Consider the following 21,079-nt stretch of genomic DNA (forward strand, 5'->3'; position numbering starts at 1 on the left):
ATGTGGCTGACACGACCATTCACCGAGCGTTCGACGCTGATCTTCCTGGGCGTGCTGATCGCCGCCCTGGCGCTGATCACCGTGCTGCACGTGGCGGTGCCCCGCGGCCATCCGCTGCATGTGACGGCGTATACCGTCAACCTGTTCGGCAAGTACCTGAGCTATGCACTGCTCGCCGTGGCGGTGGACCTGGTGTGGGGCTATCTGGGAATCCTGAGCCTTGGCCATGGCGCCTTCTTCGCGCTTGGCGGTTACGCCATGGGCATGTACCTGATGCGTCAGATCGGCGACCGTGGCGTCTATGGTCATCCAGAGCTGCCGGACTTCATGGTGTTCCTCAACTGGGACAGCCTGCCCTGGTACTGGCAGGGCTTCGATATGGCCTGGTTCGCCTTTTTGATGGTGCTGCTGGCGCCGGGACTTCTGGCGCTGGTGTTCGGCTTCCTGGCGTTTCGCTCGCGTGTCACCGGTGTCTATCTATCGATCATCACCCAGGCGTTGACCTTCGCGCTGATGCTGGCGTTCTTCCGCAACGAGATGGGGTTTGGCGGCAACAACGGGTTGACCGATTTCCGCGAGATCCTTGGCTTCAGCCTGAGAAGCAGCGAGACCCGGCTGGGGCTGTTCCTGGCCACAGGGGTGGCGCTGGCGCTGGGTTACGTGCTGTGCCGGGCGATCGTGCTGAGCAAGCTTGGGCGGGTCTGCGTGGCCTCGCGGGACGCCGAGTCGCGCACGCGCTTTCTCGGCTATCGCGTCGAGCGGGTCCAGTTGTTCGTGTTCGTGGTCTCGGCGATGCTAGCCGGCGTGGCCGGCGCCCTCTACGTGCCCCAGGTGGGTATCATCAACCCCAGCGAATTCTCGCCGATCTTCTCCATCGAGATCGTGCTGTGGGTGGCGCTGGGCGGGCGTGCCACGCTGTATGGTGCGGTGATCGGCGCGATCCTGGTCAACTACGCCAAGACGGTCTTCACCGGGGTGATGCCGGATGCCTGGCTGTTCGCGCTGGGGGCGATGTTCGTGCTGGTGACGGTATTCTTGCCCAAGGGCGTGGCTGGCCTGCTGAACTACCGTATCGGTTCGTCGCGCAAGCGCAGTGGCGAGCCCGTCAGCCGGGAGGTGAACGCATGAGCCTGATGAAATCGCTTGGCAAACGCGATCGCGTCTTCGACTTCCTGGTGCCATCGGTATCGCCGGTGGATGTGCGCCACGGGCCGATCCTCTACATGGAGGATGTCACCGTGAGCTTCGATGGCTTCAAGGCGATCAACAATCTCAACCTGACCATCGACGATGGCGAGTTGCGCTGCATCATCGGCCCCAATGGGGCCGGCAAGACCACCATGATGGACATCATCACAGGCAAGACCCGCCCCGACGAGGGCAAGGTGTGGTTCGGCAGCCGCCACAACCTGCTGACCATGAGCGAGCCGCAGATCGCCACGCTCGGTATCGGGCGCAAATTCCAGAAGCCCACGGTGTTCGAGGCGCTCAGTGTATTCGAGAACCTCGAGCTCGCCATGACCGCCGACAAGCGTGTTCTCCCCACCCTCACCGCGCGCATGAGCGGTGCGGTGCGCGAGCGCATCGACGAGGTGCTCGAACTCACCGGGCTTATCGAGCTGCGCCACCGTCCGGCGGGCATTCTCTCCCACGGCCAGAAGCAGTGGCTGGAGATCGGCATGCTGCTCATGCAGCGTCCACGCCTGTTGCTGGTCGACGAGCCGGTGGCCGGCATGACCGAGCAGGAGATGGAGCGCACCGCCGAGCTACTCGTCGGCCTTGCCGGCAAGCAGTCGGTGGTGGTGGTCGAACACGACATGGGCTTCGTGCGCTCGATCGCCCGCAAGGTCACGGTGCTGCACCAGGGCAGCGTGCTTGCCGAAGGCAGCATGGATCAGGTGCAAAGCGACCCCAGGGTGATCGAGGTCTACCTTGGTGAAAGCGAGGAGGCTGCTTGATGCTCAAGGTCGAAAAACTCAACCAGTTCTATGGCGAGAGCCACACCTTGTGGGATCTCGACCTCGACGTGCCCGCCGGGCAATGCACCTGCGTGATGGGGCGCAACGGCGTGGGCAAGACCACCTTGCTCAAGTGCGTGATGGGCGAGGTCGCGACTCACGATGGCAGCCTGCGCTATGCCGACGATGTCGAGCTCACCCGCAAGCGCATCGAGGAGCGCTCGCGGCTGGGTATCGGCTACGTGCCTCAGGGCCGCCAGATCTTTCCGCTGCTCACGGTGGAGGAGAACCTGCGTACCGGGCTCGCCGCACGCAGCGACGGCAGGCGTAGCATCCCCGAGCGTATCTACGAGCTGTTCCCGGTACTCAAGGAGATGCGCCACCGGCGCGGCGGCGATCTCTCTGGCGGCCAGCAGCAGCAGCTCGCCATCGGCCGGGCGCTGGTGATCGAGCCGCGGCTGCTGATCCTCGACGAGCCGGGCGAGGGCATCCAGCCCAATATCGTCACTTTGATCGGCGAGGTGATCCGCAAGCTGATCGACGAGGATGGCCTGACCGTGCTGCTGGTCGAGCAGAAACTGCCTTTCGCTCGCAAGTATGCCGACCGCTTCGTTATCATGGATCGCGGCCGACAGGTCGCCAAGGGACCCATCGCCGAACTCTCCGACGCGCTGATCAAACAGCACCTGACGGTATGACGATTATTGAAAAGCTGACGCCAGCCCCGTGTGATCCATGTGAGCCGCAGCCCAACCTCTCCGGCCATCGCTTCGATGATCAGAGACGCTGGGCCGCCTCTCTCGAGCTGGGCTTCGAGGCGCGCCCTGAGCATGCCGGCACGCTGACGCGCATGGTGCGCGCGCGTCATCAGGGGCCGCTGCGCGTGCAGCGGCCCTTCTATCCGGAAGGTCGCGGCGAGGCCTGTCATGTCTATCTGCTGCACCCCCCCGGCGGCCTGGTCAGCGGCGATGCCCTGTCGATCACCGCCCGAGTGGAGCAAGGCGCCCATGTGTTGCTCACCACGCCGGCGGCTGCCAAGCTCTACAAGGCCGATAGCCATGGCGTGGCCTGGTCGCAATACACTCAGCTCACGGTGGCGCCGGGCGGCATACTCGAATGGCTGCCCCAGGAGACGCTCTGCTTCGACGGCTCCCAGGGTGAACAGCGCACAAGCATCGAGCTGGCTGGCGATGCCCGCTGCCTGGGCTGGGAGATCATGGCGCTTGGTCGCCCGGCCAGCGATCTGCCGTTCGCCTCGGGGCGTATCGAGCAGCGCTTCCGCCTGACTCGGGATGGCCGCCCGCTGTGGCTCGAGCGGCAAGTGCTCGAGCCCACTCATCCGCGCTTTCAGGGGCGTTGGGGGCAGGGCGGGGCCAGCGTGCAGGCAACGCTCTGGGCGGTGGGGCTGGATGACCAGCAGGCCGCCGTGGAGGCACTGCGCGAGGCGCTGCCCGCCACGCCCGACTGGGCGGTAACGCAGCGCCACGGGGTGCTGCTGCTGCGCTATCTTGGCGATTCGCGCAACCAGGCCTGGGACCTTTGCCAGAGTGCCTGGGAAATACTCAGGCCGCGCTTGATCGGTCGCGCCGCGCATGTGCCGCGTATCTGGTTGACCTAACCCTATTATGACACCTTCGCAGATGGAGACGCCGCGATGGAACTGACCCCTCGAGACAAGGACAAGCTGCTGCTGTTCACGGCGGCACTGCTGGCCGAGCGCCGCCGTGAGCGTGGGCTCAAGCTCAACTACCCCGAGGCCGTGGCGCTGATCAGCGCCGAGATCATGGAGGGGGCTCGCGACGGCAGGAGCGTGGCCGAGCTGATGAGTGCCGGGCGCGAGATACTGACCCGCGACGATGTGATGGAGGGGGTGGCCGAGATGGTCGATGAGGTGCAGGTCGAAGCCACCTTCCCCGACGGGACCAAGCTGGTCACCGTTCATTCACCCATCGTATGAGGAGCCCGCGATGATTTCCGGCCCAATGGTTCCAGGAGAGTATCAGTTGAAGGACGGCGAGATCGAGCTCTGCACGGGGCGCGAGAGAATCAGCGTCGAGGTTGCCAATACCGGCGACCGTCCCATCCAGATCGGCTCGCACTATCACTTTGCCGAGGCCAATCCGGCACTGCGCTTCGACCGCGACAAGAGCCGCGGTTACCGCCTCGACGTTGCCGCCGGCACGGCAATTCGCTTCGAGCCTGGCCAGAGCCGCGAGGTGACCTTGATCCCCTTCGCCGGCACACGCCATATCTACGGTTTTCGCGGTGACGTCATGGGACCGCTGGACGGAGGCAAATCATGAAGATCAGCCGTCAGGCTTATGCCGACATGTACGGCCCCACGGTGGGCGATCGTGTGCGTCTGGGTGACACCGAGCTGTGGATCGAGGTCGAGCGCGATGCCACCCACTACGGCGACGAGGTGAAGTTCGGCGGGGGCAAGGTGATCCGCGACGGAATGGGCCAGAGCCAGCGCAATGACGACACGGTGATGGACACCGTGATCACCAATGCGCTGATCCTCGACTGGTGGGGTATCGTCAAGGCAGACGTGGGCCTGAAGGAGGGCCGCATTGCCGCCATCGGCAAGGCGGGCAATCCCGATACCCAGCCCGACGTCGAAATCGTCATTGGCCCTGGCACCGAAGTGATCGCCGGCGAGGGCAAGATCCTCACCGCCGGCGGCATCGACGCCCACATTCACTTCATCTGCCCCCAGCAGGTGGAAGAAGCGCTGATGAGTGGCGTCACTACCATGCTCGGCGGCGGCACGGGACCGGCCACCGGCACCAATGCCACCACCTGTACGCCTGGTGCCTGGCACATCGGCAAGATGCTGCAGGCGGTGGATGAGCTGCCGATGAACATCGGCCTGCTCGGCAAGGGCAATGCAAGCCTGCCCGAGGCGCTGGAGGCGCAGCTAGAGGCGGGCGCCATGGGGCTCAAGCTGCACGAGGATTGGGGCACCACGCCAGCCTCCATCGACAACTGCCTGAGCGTGGCCGAGCGCTACGACGTGCAGATCGCGATACACACCGACACGCTCAATGAGTCGGGCTTCGTCGAGGACACGCTCGCCGCCTTCAAGGAGCGCGGTATCCACACCTACCACACCGAAGGGGCGGGGGGCGGTCACGCGCCGGACATCATCACCGCCTGCTCCAAGGAGTACGTGCTGCCCTCGTCGACCAACCCGACCCGGCCCTATACGGTCAACACCATCGACGAGCACCTCGACATGCTGATGGTGTGCCACCACCTCGATCCCAACATTCCCGAGGATGTCGCCTTCGCCGACTCGCGCATCCGCCGCGAGACCATCGCCGCCGAGGACATTCTCCACGACATGGGGGTGATCTCGATGATCGCCTCCGACTCCCAGGCCATGGGTCGGGTCGGAGAAGTGGTGTGCCGAACCTGGCAGACCGCCCACAAGATGAAGGTGCAGCGCGGGCTGCTGCCTGAAGACGAAGCACTGGGTGCCGACAATTTTCGCGCCAAGCGCTATATCGCCAAGTACACCATCAACCCGGCAATCACCCATGGCATTGCCCACGAGGTGGGTTCGGTGGAGATCGGCAAGCTCGCCGATCTGGTGCTGTGGAATCCTGCTTTCTTCGGCGTCAAGCCGGCGCTGATGCTCAAGGCCGGCATGATCGCGGCCGCTCCCATGGGCGACCCCAACGCCTCGATTCCCACGCCGCAGCCGGTGCACTACCGCTTCATGTTCGGTGCCTTCGGCAAGGCGGCAAGCCAGACGCGCATCAGCTTCGTCAGCCAGGCGGCCATTGATGCCGGCATCAAGGAGCGGCTTGGCCTGGAAAGCACCTTGGTGGCATGCAAGAACGTTCGCGGGGTGCGCAAGGGCGACATGAAGCTCAACGATGCCTGCCCTGAACTCAGCGTCGACCCGCAGACCTACGAGGTGCGCTGCGACGGCGAACTGCTGACCTGCGAGCCGGCCACCGAGCTGCCATTGGCCCAACGCTACCACCTGTTTTGAGGCGACCATGCTGAAACTGATTGAACGCCTGGGGCCCATCGAGGCGAGCCAGGCCAGTGACACCCTGACACTGCCTTTTGAGCTGCGCATTCGCGGCCGTCTCAAGGCGAAAAGCGATGCCGGCCGCGAGCTTGGCCTGTTTCTCGACCGTGGCCCGGTGTTGCGCGAGGGCGAAGGGCTACGTGCCGAGAGCGGCGAAATCGTGCAGGTGAAGGCCGCCATCGAGCCGGTGGTCACCGCGCGCATTGCCACAGGCCTGCCGCTGGCGCGGCTCGCCTATCATCTCGGCAATCGCCATGTACAGCTGGCGCTGGATGAGGATGCGCGAGGCGGATTCGTGCGCTTCCCGCCGGATCATGTGCTCGAGGAGCTGGCGGTGCTGCTGGGGGCCACCCTTGAGCACCACGAGGCGCCTTTCGACCCTGAGCCGGGCGCCTACAACCAGTTGGGGCACGCTCACTCCCATGAGCATCAGCATGAGCATTCCCACGGGCATGACCATGCCCATTGAGTCAGCCAGCGGTACCGGGCTGGGCGACGACCTGGCGCTGCTGGGGCTGCTGCAACTGGTCAGTCCGGCGCTGCCGATCGGTGCCTTTGCCTTCTCCCAAGGGCTCGAGAGCGCCTTCGAGCTGGGCTGGGTAGACAATGAGGAGAGCCTTGGCGAGTGGCTGGAAGGGGTGCTCGACGATGGCCTGGCTCGCTGCGAGCTCCCGGCGCTGATGCGCCTGCAGCAAGCCTGGGCGCAGCGCGATGACGAGGCGGTGAGCGAGTGGAACGACTGGCTTGCCGCCAATCGCGAAACGGCAGAACTTGCCGCCGAAGATAGCCGCCTGGGCGCTGCGCTGGCACGCCTGCTGAAAAGCCTGGCGCTATTGCCCAATCGTCCTTCGAGCGAGACGCCGCTGCCAGCGGGTGCCGGCTACGTCACACTATTTGCCTGGACCGCCCATGCGCGAGGCGTGCCAGTGCGCCAGACACTGCTCGGCTTTGCCTGGGCGTGGCTCGAAAACCAGCTGGCGGTGGCCTGCAAGGCACTGCCGCTTGGGCATACCGCTGCCCAGCGCTTGATCGAGCGGCTGCGCCCGGCACTCGTCGGCGCGGTGGACAAGGCCCTGGTACTGGATGACCAAGAACTCGGCCCGCTGCTGCCGGGGCTGGCCCTGGCCAGCGCCCAGCATGAGACCCAATATTCACGACTGTTTCGAAGTTAGGAGAGATTCATGAACCATTGCCTACGCGTAGGCGTCGGCGGCCCGGTGGGCTCCGGCAAGACCGCGCTGCTCAAGCAGCTCTGCCTGGCACTGCGCGATCACTATGATATCGCGGTGGTCACCAACGATATCTATACCCGCGAGGATGCTGACTTCCTGCTCAAGCACGAAGCCCTGGCGGCGGATCGTATCCTTGGCGTGGAGACCGGCGGCTGTCCGCACACCGCCATCCGCGAGGATGCCTCGATGAACCTCGCCGCCATCGATGATCTTCAAGCGCGTCACCCCGGCCTCGAGCTGGTGCTGGTGGAGTCCGGCGGCGACAATCTCTCGGCCACCTTCAGCCCGGAACTTTCCGACTTGACGCTTTATGTCATCGACGTTTCCGCAGGCGACAAGATCCCCCGCAAGGGCGGGCCTGGTATCACCAAGTCCGACCTGCTGATCATCAACAAGATCGATATCGCCGAGCAGGTGCACGCTTCGCTAGAGGTGATGGAGCGCGACTCGAAGAAGATGCGGGGCGAGCGGCCATTCGTCTTCACCAACCTCTACGATGGGGTGGGGCTCGAGGAGATCATCCGCTTCATTCTCGATCGCGGCATGCTGCCGGATCGCCGCCCACGCCAGCAGGCCAATGCCGGTTGAGCGTGCTGAATCCAGGCCTTATTGAGACAAAAAAGCGCCCAGGCCATGGCCTGGGCGCTTTTTTATGAATCCATTTGTCGAGCAGTTTCTCACGGGAATGCGAAGAATGAGACGCCGAGGTGCATTGTGTTTCACGCCAATAATGGCTTCCAGCGGCATGTGAGCGGCATCCCGCCGCTACGAATCATCCTTGATTCCACCGAAACAGCATGCCGCTTCAAGGGCAGGTTATAATTAACCCATGTTAATTTACTGACGTAAATGAGAAAAAAATCTTAGCAGGCTAGAGAACGATTCTTATTTGACCACCACAATATTGCTTATCAATCGCTTATTCCGCTTTACAGCAGCGATCCCGGCCCGACTCCTTGGCCCGATAGAGCTGGGTATCGGCGCGTTGGAGCAGGTCATGACCATGTTTGTCGCTGAGTGAAATGGTCGCCACACCAAGGCTAAGCGTGTAGCCGACCACCAGCGAGTCGGTGACCACGCGATGCTCTCGATTGGCCTGCCAGATGCGATTGGCGATCATGCCAGCTTCGGCAAGGTCGGTATCGGGAAGCACGACCACGAACTCCTCGCCGCCATAACGGGCGAAATGGTCGCAACTACGCAGCACCGCCTGGGTGACGGTGGCGATCTGGATCAAAACCTGGTCGCCCAGCAGATGGCCGTGGCTGTCATTGAAGCGTTTGAAATGGTCCACATCGAACAGAATGATGCTCAGCGCGCGCCCGTGCCGCCTGGCGCGATCGAACTCCTGCTGCAAGCGCACTTCGAACAAGCGGCGATTGTCTATCCCCGTCAATCCATCTTTTTCTGCCTGGTGGCGCAGGGCATCTTCCGCGCTCTTGCGGCGCTGCATTTCCCGGCGCAGTTCGCGGTTCATCATATGCAGATAGAAGGCGAGGGCGACGGCCACGGTCAGGATCGACAGGGCGAGCATCGCCCAGCGCCAGACGTTCGGAAACCCGTCATTGGCCAGCGGCACCCGTTCAGGAGAGTAGAGAAAGGACTCCAGATCGTACTCATCGATGATGTCCAGCGACTGGTAGGTGTGGGCAATCGCCTCCCAGCGTGTCGGGTTGATGTGGCCAATCTCGATCAATTCGGGTTGCATCAGCGCAATGAGCTGTTGCGCCTCCTCACGCAGGAGCTCGATATCATAACCGGCATGTTGCGTCTCGTAGCGCTGATCGATCAGTTCCGCCACCTCATCGATATGGGTCAGCGCATATCGCCAGCCGTGCAGGGAGGCCTCACGGAACGCTTTCACCAACGCCGGGCGTTGCTCGATCAGCTGCTGATGGGTAAAAAGCAGGTCGCCGTAGAAGTCGATGCCATACTCGCTTGGATGGATCTCGACCGGCTCCTCGCCATACTGCCTGATGAAATAGGGCAGGGTGGTGGAGAAGATGGGAAGCAGTTGGGTCGTGCCATCGATCAGGCCCTCGACTTGCCAATTGGGCGACGCGTTGTTGAGTTGCTCCGGATCGACTCCGGCGGCATACAGGGTAGCGAGAATCTCCCAGTCGAGATGCTCCTCGCCATTCTCCATTAGCGGCAGACTGACGGGGCGGTCGCCGATCTCCTCCAGACGGTCGAAACCGTAGCGCTCCAAGGTCAGAAACGTCAGGGCGGAGCGCTGCATGATATTCGCCAGCACCGCCACGGGGAGTCCCTCGCTGTGGTGAACCAGCAGGTCGGAGCGCGAGACACCGAACTCGGCGCGATTGAAGATGACCTCCTCGACGGGGTTGGCAATAGTGCCACTCCCGGTGTGACGAACCTCTACGTCAAGTCCAGCATCGCGATAGTAGCCCCGCTCGAGCGCGGCGTAGTACCCGGCGAATTGAAACTGTGGATACCAGGGAAGCTGCAGCGTTACCCGCTCCCTTCCACTCTCGTCTACTTGCGGCCGGCTTCGGTCTGAGTCGGTGAGGCTGTCGTCGGCTGAGACGAGGGCTTCATTGATTGGAGGCCCGAGCGTCTCGCCAGGGGCTGTGCTTGCCCAGGCGATATTGAAATGCCAAATGAGAAACGCTGTGAGTCCTGTCATGATTCGACGGGCCAACATGCAGCGAGACGTATCTTCCATGAATACGTGACTCTTGGTGGTTGAAGCTCACATGCAAGGAAATCCTAACGTATGCCCGCCCCGCCCGCTTCCTGATCTCGGACAGCAAAAAGTAGGGGAAATGGCGGTAAGCTAGAGAGACTATATGTTACTTTTTGTTAAGATTCTAGCGCCGGGTGTCGCTACTTTCGCGGTAAAGGGGCGAGGGATTCGAACTTGCCCTGCTCGTTGAAGCTCAGCCGAAATACCCCATGGACTCCATCATGCGAAACGATATGGCGCAGCGCCGTGGCCGGAAAGACCAACCGGCGCCCATCGACACTGAGCGCGTGCACCTGCTGGGCTCGGCCCTGGTAATGGGCCAGGCACTCGTCGGAGGTGAGGTGAAGCACGACATCGATACTGGGCAAGGGACTCTCTTTCAGCAGTGGGTGTGCGATGCGTTGCAATTGTAACGAAGAGGCCGCGAATGCGACCGCTTTCAACGATTCGCAGGCTTGCTCAGCGGGTAACCTCGTATAATACTGCTGTCATGACGCCACACGGAAGGTAGGCCCATGCAAATTGCTCCCACCCTGTTTCATCAGCCGTTCAACGCGCGCGCCTCGCTCCAGGTGGCGCCCATTGCGCCCATGACACCCACGGCAAAGGCGGCAAGCGAGAACGAAGAGCGCCAGGCGCGAGGCCAGGTGCAGGAGAAGCATGTCGAAAGCGCCACGGTGGGCGGTGCAACGCGGGGTGCTGCGCCAAGTGCCGCCAATGGCGAGCCACTCACGCCCGAGGAGCTCGACTACCTCGAACGGCTCAAGGTGACGGATCGCGCGGTGCGCCAGCACGAGATGGCGCATCAGATCGCTGGCGGCCACTATAGTGGTGGCGCAAGTTATGAGTACGAGATCGGCCCGGACGGCAAGCGCTACGCCGTGGCCGGTGAAGTCTCCATCGACTACGGCCCGGTGAGTGGCGACCCCCAGGCCACCATCGACAAGATGCAGACGGTGATCGCCGCTGCCCTGGCGCCAGCCGACCCCTCCACGCAGGATCGCAAGGTGGCCGCCCAGGCCCGCCAGGTGATGATCAGCGCCCGCCTCGAGCTCGAGCAGCAACGCAGCGAGATGAATGCCGCGCGACACAGCGCCAGCGAAGGGGGCGACGACGTTGCAGCGGCCAGCGCCGGCAGGGGAGCGGATCGTCATGCCCAAGGTCATGCCCAAGAGAGTATCGAGCGTCAGCTCGAGGAGTACGAAGTCGTCTCGCGCTCAATCATGGCCGGGCAATCCTACCGCGATTCGCTGCGCGCGGTCGCTTGATCACGCCAGAATTCCTCTGACGACATGATACGGTCGCGGCCTTGGCGCAACTGCTCTATCGCATGCTCGGCCAAGTAGGCATCTTCCAGCTCTTCCAGAGGATCTTCGATGAGCTTGCGCAGGTAGAACGTCTTGGTGCGGCCCGTTGCCTGGGCACATCGCCCGGCTACGACCGGGCGATGTGCCCAGGCAACGGTGATTGTTGGATAGCTATCCTACTCTCAAGCAACCCCCAGCCAGACCATCAAAGCACGAGTGACGCGCAGCATATCGCTGTCATCCAGCCGCCCGATGGGGGGTCGAGAGTTTCGCCCTAGGCACGCTGACCAGCTTGTCGATCATCACTTGGCCGGGACGTTGTAGCCCATTGAATTCTGAAGGTGCAAGATCGAGCCGGAAAAGGGGCAATTCGGCGCGAATCCCACTGGTGATAGGCGCCAGCGTGGCCGAAGGGTGCTCATGAAAAAGGTCCGACTGAACGATAAGCGCGGGGCGCGGCTTCTCGTAATCGCCTCGTGTGGAGACGATCACGATCTCGCCTCGTCTCATTGCCATCCCTCGTGATCCGCCACCTCCTCGATCCACTCGAGTGTGTCATTCTCGAGAGAATCGTCATGGACGGCCCGGGATTGCTCCCTGCATTGCCTGGCAAAGTCGGGTGAACGCGTATCGGGCACCCAGACCTGCAAGGGGCGCAGCCCTTGGGCGCGCAATGCATCGCGGCGCTGCTTGACTCGTTCATTGACGGCGCGGGCCATTACTCTCCCTGCATGTTCATGTCTTTGAGTATGTTACATGTAACGATGGCCGGCGCTCGAGAAATACACAAGCGCCATGCAGGCCCCTACGGCGGCGATGGAGCGGCAGCATGGGACTGTTTAAACAGAGGGGAGTGCATCTCTCGGTGCGCCTCCCACAGCCCCCTCAAAAAATTCGCAAATCGCGCTAAAGCTTTCCCAACGCCTTCCGATAAACAGGGTAACGGCCAACGGCGCCGTTACGGCAGGCCCCGATCAGCACCAACAACCTGAATCGCGACCGGCCAATGGAGCCCCTAACTAATTGGAAGGAAATACACCATGTCAGTGATCAACACCAACATCACCTCCATGATTGGTCAGTCAAACCTGAGCAAGTCGCAGAACGCTCTGCAGACTTCCATGGAGCGTCTCTCTTCCGGCCTGCGCATCAACAGCGCCAAGGACGACGCCGCCGGTCAGGCCATCGCCAACCGCATGACTGCCCAGATCACCGGTCTGAACCAGGCGCAGCGTAACGCCAACGACGGTATCTCCCTGGCCCAGACCGCCGAAGGTTCACTGAACCAGGTCAACGACAACCTGCAGCGCATTCGTGAGTTGACCGTCCAGGCCCAGAACGGCACCAACTCTTCTGATGATTTGAAGTCCATCCAGGACGAAATCGATCAGCGTCTGGCTGAAATCGACCGTATCTCTGCCGAGACCAATTTCAACGGCGTCAACGTATTGGCCAGCGAGCAAGGCCTGCAGATCCAGGTCGGTGCCAACGATGGTGAAACCATCACTGTCCAACTGAAGCAAATCGATGTCAGCACGCTGTTTGCGGATGGCTTCAGCGTTGCCGGCGCTCCCGCCGCCACTGCCACCGACGTGCTTGATCTTGCCGATGCAGACGCTACGGTCACGCTGGGTGAAGATGACGTTGAATATACCAAGCTCGCAGATGGTACTTGGGAGTATGACACCGGTGAGGTAGACGGAGACGATGAGGCTATCATGGCCACCGTCACCTCTTCTGAACTGGCAAGCTTGATCGCTGAGGAAGAGGACGATGTAACGGTTGGCGACTACACCATCGCTGCCAATGGCACCGTGACCGACACCGATAGTGGCGATGCTGTCTATGTGGAAAACGACGCTCTGACCACCGATCCGGATGCCGCCGCCACCGAGAATCCGCTGGCCGCCTTGGATGCCGCTCTGAATCAGGTTGACAGCCTGCGCTCCGAGCTGGGTGCCGTGCAGAACCGCTTCGAAGACGCCATCACCAACCTGAACACCAACTCCACTAACCTGTCTGCCGCCCGTTCGCGCATCGAAGATGCCGACTACGCGGTGGAAGTGGCCAACATGACCCGCGCGCAGATCCTGCAGCAGGCCGGCACTTCCGTACTGGCCCAGGCCAACCAGATTCCGCAGAACGTGCTGTCTCTGCTGGGTTAATCCGGCCCTTGATCGGGTGGGGCAGGCTTTGCCCCCCCTTCAAGACCCTACAGGCGCCCACGTGGCGCCTGTTTTATTGTGCAAGTAGTAAATCAAACCTTGGTTCAATACGAATTGACTCAAGCTTTCCATACGTTAGCCGATAACTAAAAATATTGGACTTGGCGCACGGAAACGCACGATGACAGCGATCAACACCAATCTTCTTTCCTTGAGTGGCCAGGCCAATCTCAAGCGTTCCCAATCGGCGCTTACTACCGCCATGGAGCGGCTCTCCTCGGGAATGCGCATCAACGGCGCAAAAGACGATGCCGCAGGGCAAGCCATTGGTAATCGCATGACCAGCCAGATCAATGGTCGTTCGATGGCCATGCGCAACGCCAACGATGGGGTGTCGCTGTCGCAGACGGCGCATGGTGCACTGGATCAGATCAATGACAAGCTGCAGCGTATTCGCGAACTGACGGTTCAGGGGCTCAATGGCACCTTGAGCTGGAGCGACAGCGATGCCATCCAGGCCGAAATCAACATGAATCTCTGGGAAATCGATCGGCTGGCCCAGTCGGTCGATTACAACGGTATCCCCCTGCTCGATGGCAGTGCTGGGCTGGTCAACCTGCAGGTAGGCGCCAACGATAACGAGACCTTGAAGATTGATCTTCTGCCGCCAGGGTTTAGCGTGGCGGCACTGGGTCTTGAGGACTTTACCGTCGCGGGGCTTGATGGTGAAGTAACGCCTCGCAACACCCTTCAGGGCTATGCCCGCGATATTGAGCTTTACCCTCAAGCGACGGCTGAAACGACTGTCAGCTATACAGGGGTAACGGGTAGCGAGCCGACCTTGCGCCTTCAAAGTCCGGCAGAGGGTAGCTTCGGTTATTACATCAGCACCCTGGATGGCGACGGCAAACCGCTGTTCTTCAATACGGGTACGCCGCAGGCTCACCATAATACTGCCAGTGATAGCAGTACCGTAACCATTGCCGCGACTGGCCAGCTCTATACCGATACCGCTCCCATGCAGGCAAGAGACATTTCGAGCATTGCCTTCAGCGACAGTAATGGTATGGCCCTGGGCGGAACGCAACGCCTGCTTCAAGACAGCGGAAGCTATGTCATAGAGCAGACCGCCGCCAACGGTAGTGTGAGTTACCATGAGGCTGAGCTGAGTTTTGCGGCGGGCTCCGGGGCTGTGCAAGCAAGGATGGTCAATGACGCGCCCTCTACCAATCAGGTCTATAGTGCCGTCTCGGCGCATGTGATTGATGGTCAGGGTTATACGCTTAGCGAAGCCGACCACCTTGTTTTTCTCGATAGCAGCGGTATGCCCCTGGCAAGTGACGAACTGTTTGAAAATGGTGGTAATTACTACATCCGTAGCGAGCTAGGCGGCGAACCAGCCTACTATCGTCTTGGCAGTGCCAGCGTCTCAACGCAGCTTGTAGATGATGACGAGGAGCTCACGCTGACTTTCCGCGCATCTGATCCTCGCGCTTTTCTCGGCGATGACCTTTCAAGTGCCAATAGCGTAGACACCTTGCCTAGTCTCGACTTCACTACAACGGATATCGACTTCGCCGACGTGAATGATGCCGCGTTCGGTGGCAATGCGCGGCTCATGCAACGTGTGTCCAATAACCAATATATGATTGAAGTCGATAGTGGCGATGGTATCTATCGTTATTATCAAGCAGAGGTTTCCCTGACGATAGGACCGCAAGGAGAGGAGCAGGTACTGGCCAAGGCGCTGGGGGAGGCAGCGGCCACGTTCAATCTCAATGAGCGGGTTGAGACGGTAAGCGGCACCTCGACCGTGACGCTGGACCCGCGCAATGTCACCGTTAACTATACGGATGCCAATGGCGACTCCTTCAGTGATGTGCTGCGCCAGCGCGACGATGGTAACTACTATTTCGATCTTCCTAATAGTCTTTCAAACTATGGAAGCTTCAAGGTGGCAAGCCTGGTCGACACGGAAGGTAACGATATTCTGATCAAAACGGTGAATGGTACTGGGGAGGTGATCATCTATTACCCCTTGGACTCCCTGGCACCGCTTTCTATTAATGTCAGTACCGATGCCAATGGCGCCAACGACGACGGTATTCCTCATACTATCGTCAATCTTGCCGAGGTAGATCAGCAGATTCGTTTGCGCACACCCGCTAATCCACTTGCGGCATTGGATCGTGCCATTGCAATAGTGGATAGCAAGCGAAGCTACTTAGGGGCTATCGAAAATCGGCTGGGCTCGGTCGTGGAAAATCATATTAGCAGCAATCTCAGTCTCTCCGCTGCGCGCTCGCGCATTATGGATGCCAACTATGCGGTAGAGGTGTCCAATTTGACACGTACCCAGATCCTGGAGCAGGCCGGCACCTCCGTACTCGCCCAGGCCAACCAGATCCCGCAGAACGTGCTGTCTCTGCTGGGTTGACCGCCTGATTGCACTACCGACAGGGGCCGGTCTTGCCGGCCCTTTTTATTTGAGAAATGTCATGGATCAACCGACAGGAATCATGAGCTCGGCAGATTGCCAGCGCATGATCGACGAGCTCGATCGGGTATTGAAGGAAACCCGTGAGTTGATGACGCGCTTCGAGGAAACCGGCATGAACGAAAGAATGGAGCGCGATTACGACAAGCTCCACGACATTTATTCACGCACCGTCAAGGATCAGTGGCACTACACCCAGGCGCTGCTGGCGCTAGGTGCTCTCAATCAAGACGCGCTCAATTAAAGCATATAACGCGCTTGCCGATAGAGTGGTATAGCGCTGCATCACACTCTGCGCCAAAACACACCGATGAATCGCAAGGGAAGCGGTAATGAAAAAAACGATGGCCATGGCGCTGGGTACCGCCCTGCTGGGAATGAGCATGAACAGCGCCACCGCGTTTGAGCGTAGCGTGACGGTAGGGGTGTTTGCCGGTACCACTGGTGTGGGGGCAGACGTCTCCTGGCGCTTTCACGAGCGCCTGGGCATCAGTGCCCAGTATGCCGGCGGCATCAGCTGGAGCGGCGATTACGATACCGACGATGTCGATTACGACGCCGATCTGGATCTCTCCGCCGGCGCGTTGACGCTCGATTACTACCCCTTCGCCGGGCGCTTCTACCTGACGGCCGGCGCGATGCTGCCCGACATGAAAGCCGATGTGGTCGGGCGCGCCAAGCATAACGACACCTTCGAGTTCAACGGCCAGCTGTACAACGCCGCAGACCTGGGGACCGTGCATGGCAGCCTGACCATCGCCGATGGCGTGCAGCCCTATGTGGGGTTCGGCTGGCGCTCGTCACACCGTAGCGGCTTCGGGGCGTTCTCGGAGCTCGGCATCATGGCCACCAATATCGATGTCTCGTTGAGTACATCGCAGAACTTCGAGGGTCGCAATGAGCAGCTTCGGCGCGATCTGCGCGAAGAGGAGCGCCAGTTGAAGGAGGAAGCCGACAAGCTGCCGTTCTATCCGGTGGCCCTGGTCGGGATCAGCTACACCTTCTGATATAGGCTGGGTAACCTTCGTGCCTGGCCAACGCCAGGCACAGAGTAATGCCTCGGCAGGCCTGGAGTGCTTGAACAGCCGTGAGTCAATTAATAGCCATTATCACTAATGTCTTGCTTTGAGATGGCTTACAAAGGGGTTACACTATCGGAAGTATTTGTGACGAAAATAATAATGAGGTAGTAGTGGCCTCATAAGGAAGAGTCGACATGCGCAAGCAACGTACTGTCCTCGCGGGCATGCTGTGGTCCATGGCGGCGCTTTCCGCACCCTATGCGACCTACTGTCTTGTCACGTATGGGCCAATGGCCATCCTCTGGCCGATTTTCTTCGGTCTGCTGCTGTTCTCAAGCGCCATGCTCTGTACCCATATCAACGAACGCTTGAACGAGCGGCAGGACAATCCCCCCCTGCGTGCAGCAACGCTTGAAGAGACCAAGGGCGAAGATGCGCCCTCGCAAAGGGGGCGCCATATCGGGCTTTGCGTGCTGCGCATCGGTAAGGGCAGCCCGCTGCGAGGCAAGATCAACGAGAAGGCGATCCTGCTCACCATCAATGGCCAGCACCCCACCACGGCGGAGCAGGCCAATCACGCCCTGGTGGTGGGAGAGAACCGGATAGAGTGGATGGGGCGTAATGGCAAGGTGATCACCTCCCGCTTCACGGCAGAGGGGGAAGACCTGCTGGTGCAGTTCGAGCAGGTGACGCTCTCAAGCAAGATACTCGCCTCGTTACCGTCAGGGCGCGAGCGCACTTCAGCCCACACCGCTCCGCCACCAACGGTGATGTGAAACAGGCCTAGCGCCGCGTCAGCCACTCATGCAACGGGGCGTTGTGTGCAGTGTCGCCCACTGTCTCTGCTTGGGCCAGTGGTGCAGCCAACCGGGCAGTTGCTCGGGAGCCATGGGTGGGGCGATGCCGTTGCCCTGGGCCAGCGCGCAACCCAGCGAGATCAGCGCCCTGGCCTGGGCAAGGGTCTCCACCCCTTCGGCGAGCATGGGCCGCCCGAAGCGGTTGGCCATGTAGATCACGCTCTCCATGATCGCCATGTCGTTGGCATTGCTGAGCATGTCGCGCACGAAGCTCTGGTCGATCTTGATCAGATCCACCGGCAATTGGCGCAGGTGGGTGAGCGAGGAGTAGCCAGTGCCGAAGTCGTCAATGGCAAAGTCGATGCCCATCTCCCCAACGTGAGTGCGCCGCCGCGGTGGATCGCTTGCTGTCGGGCGTGTTCGATCATCCTGGAAAGGCGTTGATAGGGCAGTGCTAGCGGTCCATGCGCCACGCCACTCGATACGATGCGGGTGGTAGAGGTCATCATCGTTTGCGAATGCCTTGTTTTGGGCGCTAGCGCGTAAGGTAGGTAATGATGGATCAGGCTGAGCGCTTATGTGTAGTGGGGTAATTTCTGACGCAAATGTAGGATAAGGCTTACACAGCAAAGAGACAAAGCCAACGATTTGACTATTGATATACGTCAAGAAGAAGGAGGAAGCCAAAAATGGACATTGAAAATGGGGCAGAAAAGGCAGAAGAGAGTAGTAGAAGAAAGCAGTAGAAGGTAGAAGAAGGGGGTAAAACAGGTGGTGCGGATGAGAGGACTTGAACCTCCACGCCTTACGGCACCAGAACCTAAATCTGGCGTGTCTACCAATTCCACCACATCCGCAATGCGCCGATATTCTACGCAAGTGCCTCCATAAGTCAACGAATTGATGTGCTTCAAGGCTAAAGATGATGAACGCTGCGTTTCCTCTGCACCGGCTCTTTCGAGGGTTCGACCAGGCGTTGCGCCGGGCGCTGCCTGGCCACTGTGCGTTCTGCCTGTCGCCGGTGGATGGCACCACGCCGTGGTGTGATCCCTGCCTATTGCGTCTGCCATGGATCGTGTATGCCTGTCCGGTCTGCGCGGAGCCCCTGCCGACAAGTGCTGCAGGCAGGCACTGCGGTGCCTGCCTGAAGTGGCCACCCACGTTTCGGCATGCCCGAGTGGCGCTGCGCTACGAAGGGGAGATTGCGGCGTTGATGCAGCGCTTCAAGTACTCCGGCTCGCCGCGTGCCGGGGCGATTCTGCTGGCGCTGCTGCTGCGTCAGCAGGCGACTCTCGAGCGCATGCCGGAGGCGATTGTTGGCGTGCCGCTGCATCCCCGCCGCGCTCGAACGCGCGGCTTCGATCAGGTGGCCTGGCTTGCCCGGCGTGTCTCGCGTGAATTGGGCGTGCCCCTGCGCCGGGCGCGCCGAGGGCGCATGACCGACACTCAGGTAGGGCTGGGCCGGCGCGAGCGCCAGGCCAACGTGAAAGGCGCCTTCGCCATCGAGGGCACGCTTCCCGCGCGTGTGCTGCTGCTCGACGACATCATGACCACCGGGGCGACCCTCGAGGCCCTTGCCCAGGCATGCCGCAACGCCGGTGCCAGGGAGATCGACGTGTGGGCGGTGGCGCGCACGCCCGCCTCGTAAGGCTGCGCGAGAGCCTGATAAGATAGGCATTCTTCTGCCACCCCAGGAATGCGCATGACTGTCACTTCCCCCTCGTCCGAGCATCCCTTCGAACGGCTGGCGCCTGCGCGCATCGTGGCCGCGGTGGAGTCGCTGGGGTTCTGGCTGCCGGGTGAGCCCTTCGCGCTCAACAGCTACGAAAACCGGGTCTTCCTGCTCAGCGATGACGAACGGCGACGCTGGGTGGTGAAGTTCTATCGCCCAGGGCGCTGGAGCGATGCCCAAATTCAGGAGGAGCATGACTTCCTGGCCGAGCTTGAGGCCGATGAGGTGCCGGTGGCAGCACCCTGGCGCAATGCCGAGGGGCATAGCCTGCACCTGTGGGAGGGCTATCGCTTCGCGCTGTTTCCCCAGGTGGTGGGGCAGGCGCCGGAGCTCGAGAACCCGGGGCACCTGTTCGCGCTGGGTGAGCTGATCGGGCGCGTGCATGCGGTAGGTGCGCGGCGGGCCTTCGTGCAGCGCCGCCGTATGGACTTCGATGGCATGGTACGCGAGAGCCGTGAGCAGGTATTGGCCGGCAGCTGGCTCAACCGGCGTCAGCGCCAGGCCTATGAGCGCATCAGTGGTGAACTCTGCCGGACATTGCAGGGATTGGCATGGCCGGCGTCCAGCGCCATCCGTGTACATGGCGACTGCCACATCGGCAATATCCTCGGTCGTGACGAGGCCTTCAGCCTGGTGGATTTCGACGATGCGCTGATGGCGCCACGCATCCAGGATCTATGGATGCTGCTCACCGCGCAGACCCCGGAAGAGGAGCAGGGGCAGCTCTCGGAGATCATCGAGGGCTACGAGCAGTTCACCGAGTTCAATCGCCGCGAACTGGCCCTGATCGAGCCGCTACGCACCTGGCGCTTGATGCGCCATAGCGCCTGGTTGACGGCGCGCTGGTCCGACCCCGCCTTCCCGCGCGCATTCCCCTGGGCCGCCGATGAGGGCTACTGGGATCAGCATATCCGCACTCTGGAGCAGCAGCGCCAAGCCCTGGAGAAGGCACCACGTTGGCTGGCCTGAGATCCTTGACGCAAACGCCCCGCATCCGCGGGGCGTCGTGGGATCAGTTGCTATCCGGGTCGGGGCGTTCGGCCGGAATCGGATTGGCGGTACCCGTGCCATTGGCGTTGCGCCGCCTTTCGTTGATCTCGGCAGAGGGGTTCTCCTGCGGGTCGAGGGACAACCTGCTTGCAAGCTCGAGCTGGAAGACATGATTCGGGGTCAGCTCGGCGCGCTCGCAGACACCGTTGTTGCAGGCCACCACTCCTACGCTGCCGTCGGACTCCTGGGCGGTTGCCGAAATCTCGCCGGAGTAGATTTCGCTGTGATCCCCCTGTGCTTCGATACAGGTGAGATGGTGCGTGGAGATGCGCAGACGATCCCCGGAGAGCCGCGCATCGGCGGTAATCAGGCAGTGGTCGGGGAGGGCGTAATCGGCATTCCCGCTCATGGCCGGCTTGAGTAGCAGATCCTCCTGGGTGGGCGACGCGCTATCGAGGGTAACGGCGTCGATGACTTGGACATCGATGCGGGCACCGGAGGGCAGCTCCAGCGTATCGCCATGGGCCAGTGCCGACAGGCTCAATACCAGGGGCAACATGAGAAGGTGCTTCTTCAAAAGGTACTTCTTGATCATTTGGCGGCTAGCTCGTGTCAGATCCAGTGAGA

24 protein-coding genes and 1 tRNA gene are annotated in these 21,079 nt (G+C 61.2%); 18 read left to right on the top strand and 7 right to left on the bottom strand.

The annotated features are described in order from the left end of the window. Genes urtC through ureG form a run of 10 tightly spaced genes read left to right on the top strand, consistent with a single transcriptional unit; the run spans position 1 to position 7,823 of the window. The gene (gene urtC / locus HJD22_RS05720; RefSeq protein ID WP_208653792.1) at positions 1-1,128 is read left to right on the top strand and encodes an urea ABC transporter permease subunit UrtC; all 1,128 of its coding nucleotides are present in this window, start codon (positions 1-3) and stop codon (positions 1,126-1,128) included. Further along, complete coding sequence (gene urtD / locus HJD22_RS05725) at positions 1,125-1,958, top strand: urea ABC transporter ATP-binding protein UrtD (RefSeq protein ID WP_208653793.1); 834 nt, start codon at positions 1,125-1,127, stop codon at positions 1,956-1,958. The genes urtC and urtD overlap by 4 nt, the downstream gene beginning before the upstream one ends. After that, positions 1,958-2,656: an urea ABC transporter ATP-binding subunit UrtE gene (gene urtE / locus HJD22_RS05730; protein WP_208653794.1), complete on the top strand. Its 699-nt coding sequence runs from the start codon at positions 1,958-1,960 to the stop codon at positions 2,654-2,656. Before urtD ends, urtE begins: the two co-directional genes overlap by 1 nt. After that, complete coding sequence (locus HJD22_RS05735; protein WP_208653795.1) at positions 2,653-3,576, top strand: urease accessory protein UreD; 924 nt, start codon at positions 2,653-2,655, stop codon at positions 3,574-3,576. The genes urtE and HJD22_RS05735 overlap by 4 nt, the downstream gene beginning before the upstream one ends. A gap of 36 nt (positions 3,577-3,612) precedes the next feature. Beyond that, positions 3,613-3,915: an urease subunit gamma gene (locus tag HJD22_RS05740; protein WP_208653796.1), complete on the top strand. Its 303-nt coding sequence runs from the start codon at positions 3,613-3,615 to the stop codon at positions 3,913-3,915. Between the two features lie 25 nt (positions 3,916-3,940). After that, complete coding sequence (locus HJD22_RS05745) at positions 3,941-4,261, top strand: urease subunit beta (RefSeq protein ID WP_208656703.1); 321 nt, start codon at positions 3,941-3,943, stop codon at positions 4,259-4,261. Next, positions 4,258-5,961, top strand: a complete 1,704-nt coding sequence (ureC, locus tag HJD22_RS05750; RefSeq protein ID WP_208653797.1) for an urease subunit alpha — start codon at positions 4,258-4,260, stop codon at positions 5,959-5,961. The genes HJD22_RS05745 and ureC overlap by 4 nt, the downstream gene beginning before the upstream one ends. A gap of 7 nt (positions 5,962-5,968) precedes the next feature. Beyond that, entirely contained in the window at positions 5,969-6,472 is a 504-nt protein-coding gene (gene ureE / locus HJD22_RS05755; RefSeq protein WP_208653798.1) for an urease accessory protein UreE, read from the top strand. Then, positions 6,462-7,175: an urease accessory protein UreF gene (locus HJD22_RS05760; protein WP_217267840.1), complete on the top strand. Its 714-nt coding sequence runs from the start codon at positions 6,462-6,464 to the stop codon at positions 7,173-7,175. The genes ureE and HJD22_RS05760 overlap by 11 nt, the downstream gene beginning before the upstream one ends. 9 nt (positions 7,176-7,184) lie before the next feature. After that, positions 7,185-7,823: an urease accessory protein UreG gene (gene ureG, locus HJD22_RS05765; protein ID WP_208653800.1), complete on the top strand. Its 639-nt coding sequence runs from the start codon at positions 7,185-7,187 to the stop codon at positions 7,821-7,823. Between the two features lie 331 nt (positions 7,824-8,154). Here the strand turns inward: ureG and HJD22_RS05770 are convergent, their stop codons facing one another. Both HJD22_RS05770 and HJD22_RS05775 read right to left on the bottom strand, forming a co-directional pair. After that, positions 8,155-9,882, bottom strand: a complete 1,728-nt coding sequence (locus HJD22_RS05770) for a diguanylate cyclase (protein WP_208653801.1) — start codon at positions 9,880-9,882, stop codon at positions 8,155-8,157. A gap of 200 nt (positions 9,883-10,082) precedes the next feature. Next, complete coding sequence (locus HJD22_RS05775; protein ID WP_208653802.1) at positions 10,083-10,310, bottom strand: DUF2835 domain-containing protein; 228 nt, start codon at positions 10,308-10,310, stop codon at positions 10,083-10,085. A gap of 147 nt (positions 10,311-10,457) precedes the next feature. Here HJD22_RS05775 and HJD22_RS05780 point away from each other — a divergent pair, with 147 nt between their 5' ends. After that, on the top strand, positions 10,458-11,210 hold the full coding sequence (locus HJD22_RS05780; RefSeq protein ID WP_248730118.1) for a putative metalloprotease CJM1_0395 family protein: 753 nt from the start codon (positions 10,458-10,460) through the stop codon (positions 11,208-11,210). A gap of 276 nt (positions 11,211-11,486) precedes the next feature. On the opposite strand, the gene HJD22_RS05785 is transcribed toward HJD22_RS05780, so the two are convergent. Together HJD22_RS05785 and HJD22_RS05790 are read right to left on the bottom strand one after the other, a co-directional pair. Beyond that, on the bottom strand, positions 11,487-11,759 hold the full coding sequence (locus HJD22_RS05785) for a type II toxin-antitoxin system PemK/MazF family toxin (protein WP_217267818.1): 273 nt from the start codon (positions 11,757-11,759) through the stop codon (positions 11,487-11,489). Further along, positions 11,756-11,968 carry an antitoxin MazE family protein gene (locus HJD22_RS05790; protein ID WP_208653803.1) on the bottom strand — a complete coding sequence of 71 codons (213 nt, stop codon included), beginning with the start codon at positions 11,966-11,968 and terminating at the stop codon, positions 11,756-11,758. Before HJD22_RS05790 ends, HJD22_RS05785 begins: the two co-directional genes overlap by 4 nt. 321 nt (positions 11,969-12,289) lie before the next feature. Here HJD22_RS05790 and HJD22_RS05795 point away from each other — a divergent pair, with 321 nt between their 5' ends. The 5 genes from HJD22_RS05795 (at position 12,290) to HJD22_RS05815 (ending at position 17,709) form a co-directional block, all read left to right on the top strand. Next, on the top strand, positions 12,290-13,414 hold the full coding sequence (locus HJD22_RS05795; protein WP_208653804.1) for a FliC/FljB family flagellin: 1,125 nt from the start codon (positions 12,290-12,292) through the stop codon (positions 13,412-13,414). Between the two features lie 181 nt (positions 13,415-13,595). After that, positions 13,596-15,851: a flagellin gene (locus HJD22_RS05800; protein ID WP_208653805.1), complete on the top strand. Its 2,256-nt coding sequence runs from the start codon at positions 13,596-13,598 to the stop codon at positions 15,849-15,851. A gap of 61 nt (positions 15,852-15,912) precedes the next feature. Continuing rightward, positions 15,913-16,155 carry a hypothetical protein gene (locus tag HJD22_RS05805; RefSeq protein WP_208653806.1) on the top strand — a complete coding sequence of 81 codons (243 nt, stop codon included), beginning with the start codon at positions 15,913-15,915 and terminating at the stop codon, positions 16,153-16,155. Between the two features lie 88 nt (positions 16,156-16,243). Then, complete coding sequence (locus HJD22_RS05810) at positions 16,244-16,918, top strand: hypothetical protein (protein ID WP_248730120.1); 675 nt, start codon at positions 16,244-16,246, stop codon at positions 16,916-16,918. 209 nt (positions 16,919-17,127) lie between these two features. After that, positions 17,128-17,709, top strand: a complete 582-nt coding sequence (locus HJD22_RS05815) for a hypothetical protein (RefSeq protein ID WP_208653807.1) — start codon at positions 17,128-17,130, stop codon at positions 17,707-17,709. Positions 17,710-17,727: 18 nt separating this feature from the next. Here the strand turns inward: HJD22_RS05815 and HJD22_RS05820 are convergent, their stop codons facing one another. Both HJD22_RS05820 and HJD22_RS05825 read right to left on the bottom strand, forming a co-directional pair. Further along, on the bottom strand, positions 17,728-18,099 hold the full coding sequence (locus HJD22_RS05820; protein ID WP_248730121.1) for an EAL domain-containing protein: 372 nt from the start codon (positions 18,097-18,099) through the stop codon (positions 17,728-17,730). A gap of 403 nt (positions 18,100-18,502) precedes the next feature. Further along, positions 18,503-18,587 (bottom strand) — tRNA-Leu (locus tag HJD22_RS05825). 65 nt (positions 18,588-18,652) lie between these two features. On the opposite strand from HJD22_RS05825, the gene HJD22_RS05830 reads away from it, so the two are divergent. Both HJD22_RS05830 and HJD22_RS05835 read left to right on the top strand, forming a co-directional pair. Next, positions 18,653-19,378, top strand: a complete 726-nt coding sequence (locus tag HJD22_RS05830) for a ComF family protein (RefSeq protein ID WP_248730122.1) — start codon at positions 18,653-18,655, stop codon at positions 19,376-19,378. Positions 19,379-19,432: 54 nt separating this feature from the next. After that, positions 19,433-20,431, top strand: coding sequence for a serine/threonine protein kinase (locus HJD22_RS05835; RefSeq protein WP_208653808.1), 999 nt, complete (start codon positions 19,433-19,435; stop codon positions 20,429-20,431). A gap of 43 nt (positions 20,432-20,474) precedes the next feature. Here HJD22_RS05835 and HJD22_RS05840 read toward each other — a convergent pair whose 3' ends face one another. Continuing rightward, positions 20,475-21,047: a hypothetical protein gene (locus HJD22_RS05840; protein ID WP_254280830.1), complete on the bottom strand. Its 573-nt coding sequence runs from the start codon at positions 21,045-21,047 to the stop codon at positions 20,475-20,477. Positions 21,048-21,079 lie beyond the last annotated feature (32 nt).

This window comes from Halomonas sp. TA22, assembly GCF_013009075.1.
Classification (GTDB): domain Bacteria; phylum Pseudomonadota; class Gammaproteobacteria; order Pseudomonadales; family Halomonadaceae; genus TA22.